The 5,012-nt window shown below is 68.0% G+C and carries 2 protein-coding genes; both read right to left on the reverse strand.

All coding sequences use genetic code 11. The annotated features are described in order from the left end of the window. Positions 1-3,956, reverse strand: a 3,956-nt coding sequence (locus QOC69_RS35635) for an ATP-binding protein (RefSeq protein ID WP_526447470.1), incomplete at its 3' end; no start/stop codon positions are given. Between the two features lie 131 nt (positions 3,957-4,087). After that, on the reverse strand, positions 4,088-5,012 hold a 925-nt coding region (locus QOC69_RS35640; RefSeq protein WP_526447468.1), incomplete at its 5' end, for a UDP-glucose dehydrogenase family protein.

Genomic DNA, 5,012 nt, shown 5'->3' on the forward strand with positions numbered 1-5,012 from the left:
AGTGGGAAGTCGGCCTGCTTAAAGCCAACAATCTTTCGGCGGCTCTCGACCAATGCCTTGGGTGCGAACAGCTGCTCGAACTCGTCGCCTGCCTTGCGATCAACGGCGGCCCGCACGCGTTCGCCTACTCGTACGCACGCATTGTCGGGTTCCGCCGTCGGCGTCTCGGGTGCAGCCGGGGTCGCAGGAAGTTGGGTGCCGAGAGTGCGGCGGGCCGCCTCGGCAAGTGCCGCAGCACCTTTCAGTTCGTAAAGCCCGACGGCCTTGTTGGAAGCGGCCCGCGCTCCCTCGGTGTCGCCGGCGATGCTCAAGACGGTCGCCAGCGCCAGGCAAGCGTCTCCGTGATCGACCAAGGCATCGGTACATCCGGCCAGGGTCACGGCCTCTTCTGCTACCCGCCGAGCGTCTTCATGAAACCCACTCCGGGCGAGTAACTGTGCCCGAACCGTCCGCCACGCGATCGACGGCTTCAACGCGTGGCCGGCAAGACGCTCACTCTCCGTGCACAATTCGTCGGCTTCGGCGTCTCTGTCGAGCGCCAGACAGGCGCGAGCCAGCAACGCGGCGGTCTCGGCCGTGTCAACGTCGAGGCCCATACGACGAAAGCCGTTGCACGCCCGCCGCAAATGCGGCTCGGCGGCTGCGGGATTATCGGCGACCAACTCGACGATGCCTGCGAACTGGTCGACCTCCAGCCGAGCGTGCCGCATACCGAGCTCGGTGAGTGTGCGTCGGGCAGAGTCGATCAGCTGCCGGCCCGCCGCGGCGCGTCCGCGAAACGCATCCAGCACGCCCTGACACCTCGTCGACGTTGCCTCCACCACAGGTGATCCAGTTGTGATGCGGAGCAGCCGCACGACGTCGAGACACCGCCCGCCCGCTCGCGGAACCGGATTGGGGCCCCACAGTGCGGCAAGTGGCGCCTGTGCCAGCACGGCGTTCACTCGGCGTTGTTCACCCGCACGTCGCGCCGCGGTCAGCGCTTGGTCCAACGCGGTTTCGCAATCGCCGATGCGCCCGAGGCGGGCCAGGCACCCGGCCCGCACGGTGTGCGCCTTGGCCTCCCCCGCGGCGTCGTCCAGTCCGGACAGCTTCTCGGCGGCCGCGCCCACCGCGGATTCGATCTCGTCCAATCGTTCGGGATCGGTGAGCATCGAGAGCTGGCCGTCGAAACACGTGCCCCAGGCCCCGAGGCGGCCGGAATCGCCTGCGGCTTCTTGCAGTTGCGAGACCGCGCCGGTTGCCGAAACCACGTCGCCCGCGGCCAGCAGCGCCTCACAGCGGGCGACCATCAGCTCGGCTTGCTGGTCGGCGCGGTCGGGCAGTTCGTCGTCAAGCTCCTCGAGCGCGTGCAATGCCTTGTCGTAGAGGTCGGCTGCGCCTTCGTATGCCAACCGTGCCATCGCCTGGTCCGCAGCACGCCTGCAGTATTCGACGGCCTTGCTCGCATTTCCCGCCCACGCACACTCGAAATAGTGGTAGGCCAATTCAGCCAGCACCTCGTCGTCGGCACCCGGCTCGGTTTCGAGTGCCGCGGCGATCTTCTGATGCAGCCGCATGCGCCGCACGGATGCCAGCTCGGCGAGCAGCGACTGCCGCACGATGGCGTGGTTGAACCGGTAGCGACCGCCCGGCTCTTCGATGACGATGCCCGCCTTGGACGCTTCGTCGAACGCGTCGATGAGGTCTTCGCCGACCACACGCTCAACCAGCGCCAGCGCAAAGTGGCTGCCGACCACTGCGGCCGCCGCAAGGGCTTTGTTCGTCTCTGCTGGAAGCCGAGAAAGCCTGCGGCTCACGGCTTCCCGAACCCCCTGTGGCAGGGTGCTCGGATCCCAGCGGCCGCCGCTTTCGTCGACGTGGCGTAGGGCCTCGATGAGGAAGAACGGATTGCCGCCCGTCACCGACGCCAATGCCCGGGCCAGGTCCTCGTCGTCGTAGCCGGCTTCGGCGACGTAGGTGGTGACGTCGCCCTCATCGAGGCCGCTGAGCTGAAGGCGAGTGGCGGAGCCGTCGCGGTGAAGGTCGGCGAGCATCGCCGCCAGAGGGTGGGAGCGGTCGAGGTCGGTGCTGCGGTACGTGCCGACGATCTGCACGCGCGCGTGCTCCCCGAAGCGCAGAAGATGGCGCAACAGCAACAGCGTGGGCTTGGCCGCCCAGTGAAGGTCGTCGAGAATCAGGACGACGGGTGCACTCGCGGAGGCGACTCCCAACAGCGCGACGACGGCGTCGAAGAGTGCGTAGCGTTCGGTGTCCGGGTCGGCGCGCGTAGGCGCCGCCAGATCGGGTAGCGCATCGGTGAGTCCTGGGACCAATGGAAGTAGTGCTTCGACGCCGCGCAGCCCGCGCAGCCGCTTGGCATCGAGGCAGGGCACAAGCGACCGCAGCGCTTCCGCGAACGGCTGGTACGGCGCCCCGAGATCCTCGTCGCAACGGCCGTATAGAACCACCGCACCTTGCTCGTAGGCGTGACGGGACCATTCACCGGCCAGGCGGGTCTTGCCAACACCCGGTTCACCGGCGATCAGCACGGCGCGCATGCCCGCGGCGAGCGTCGCCTGCCATGCGGTCAGAAGTCGCTCGAGCTCGGGGCCACGCCCAACGAACGGGCCGGGGCCGGCGAGCACAGCGGGTAGGCCGGGCCGCTCCATGGGCGCATCTTTGGTGAGATCGCGGGAATCGTCGGCGGTCTCCAAGCGGAGTTCGAACACATGCTCCGGGCGCGCGAGATTGCGCAGCTGGCGCATCCCCAAGTCGGCCAGCACGACATCGTACGAAAGCGAGTCGATGACGAGTTCGGCCGTCGCACCCGAGCACAGAATCTGACCACCGGCCGCCAGCGACCGCAGGCGGGCGGCGCGGTTGACCGACCGACCGAAGTAGTCGCCGTCGCGAAGCTCGACCTCGCCGGTGTGAAGTGCCACGCGGATGCGCATGGGCTCCGCCAGCCCCCACGGTTCGTGCAGGATCGCTTCCTGCAGTTCGATGGCGGCGGCGGCCGCCGCCGACGGCCGGTCGAAGACCGAGAACGTCGCATCGCCCTCGCCGCGCGTCTTGATGAGTCGCCCTCCGCGGGATGTGACGACCTGTTCGACGATCTCGTCGTGTCGGGCCAGCGCCACCGCCATCGCGTCGGCGTCTGCCTCCCACGCTGCGGTTGACCCCTCGATGTCGGTGAGCAGGAATGTCACCGCGCGGGTCACGGATTGAAGTTGCTGCGACACGGGCATTTCCAGCGCGTCGTCCTGCGCGACGATCGCGGCCTCGAGCCGGCGAAGATCCGGCCCGGGATCGACGCCCAGCTCGTCGGCCAGCAGTGACCGGGCACGCTGGAACGCGCCTAGGGCTTCACCTTGTCTGCCTGCGCGATAGAGGGCGAGCATCAACTGCCCCCAACGCCGCTCGCGCAATGGCGCGTCGCCCACCGCGGCCTCCAACTCGCCGATGATCTCGGCAGCACGGCCCGTCGCGAGCAACGCATCGGCCCGGTCCTCCACCAACGCGGCATGGCCCTCGATCCAGCGCGTCTTCTCGGATGTGCCCCGTGAGCCCTCCGGAAGTTCGGGGACCCCACGCCAGAGCGCCAACGCCTCGTTGAAGCGGGCCACCGCCTGGCTGGTGTCCCCCGAGGCGATGGCCTCGCGGCCCATCTTGGCCGCCGCCTTGTAGCGCGATGCATCGATCTCGGTCGTCGTCAAGGTCCAGCCGGTCCCCTCCGTCAACACGAAGCCGTCGCCAAGGGTGCGACGCAGAGAGGAGATGTGGGTCTGCAGTGCCTTGGCCGCGGTGCGTGGCGGTTCATCGCCCCAGAGGAGCTCCAGAAGCGTGTCGGCCGACACGACCGAACCTGCGTGCAGCCCCAGCATCGTGAGGAGGGCGCGCGGCTTGGCGCCAGGAATGGCGACCGGCAGGCCATACTGCCGGACCTGAAGAGACCCCAAAACCCCCAGCTCCACCGTTTGAAGGGTAGTCACATCGTCATCGTCATTGAGGCGATTCAACGGGCGGTCAAGGTTTGGTAAAGGGTGCGCGCACGGTCATTGGGGCCCCGATGCGGGTCCGCGCTCGGGTGGGCGCCATTACTAAATTACGTCGAGACGGTCGTGTCCAGGTTTGCGATCCGGCGACCCAGCGCGTGCACCCGCCAGCCCGCCTTCTGCCATCTGTCGACGTCGAGGCACTTGCGGCCGTCGACAACGACTTTGGCGCGCACGGTGTCGGCGAGCTGGTGGGGGTCGAGGTCGACGAACTCCTGCCACTCGGTGAGCACCAGCACGGCGTCGGCGCGCTCGCAGGCGTCGATCGCCGAGGTCGAGTAGTTCAGGGTGGGGAACACCCGCTGCGAGTTCTCCATGGCCTTGGGGTCGAACACGTTGACGGTGGCACCGTTGAGTTGCAGCAGGCCGGCCACGTTGAGCGCAGGCGAGTCGCGGACGTCGTCGGATTCGGGTTTGAACGCCGCACCGAGAACCGCGATGTTGGCGCCGAGTAGCGACCCGCCGCAGGCCTTCATCGCCAACTCCACCATGCGGGTGCGCCTGCGCATGTTGATGCTGTCCACCTCGCGCAGGAAAGTCAGTGCGTGGTTGGCCCCGAGCTCGCCGGCGCGGGCCATGAACGCACGGATGTCCTTCGGTAGGCAGCCACCGCCGAATCCCAGTCCGGCGTTGAGAAATCGTCGCCCGATCCGGGGGTCGTAGCCCAGTGCGTCGGCCAGCAGCGTGACGTCGGCGTCGACCGCCTCGCACACCTCCGAGATCGCGTTGATGAAGGAGATCTTGGTGGCCAGGAAGGCGTTGGCCGACACCTTGACCAACTCCGCGGTCTGCAGGTCGGTAACCAGGAACGGCACGTCCTCTCCGAGCAGCGGCGCGTACAGTTCGCGCACGGCCGGCTCGGCGCGCACCGAATCCCGTTGCACGCCAAGCACGATGCGGTCGGGGTGCAGGGTATCGTGGACCGCGAAGCCCTCGCGGAGGAACTCCGGATTCCAGGCCACCTCGACGTCGACG

The organism is Mycobacterium sp., assembly GCF_032162105.1.
Taxonomy (GTDB): domain Bacteria; phylum Actinomycetota; class Actinomycetes; order Mycobacteriales; family Mycobacteriaceae; genus Mycobacterium.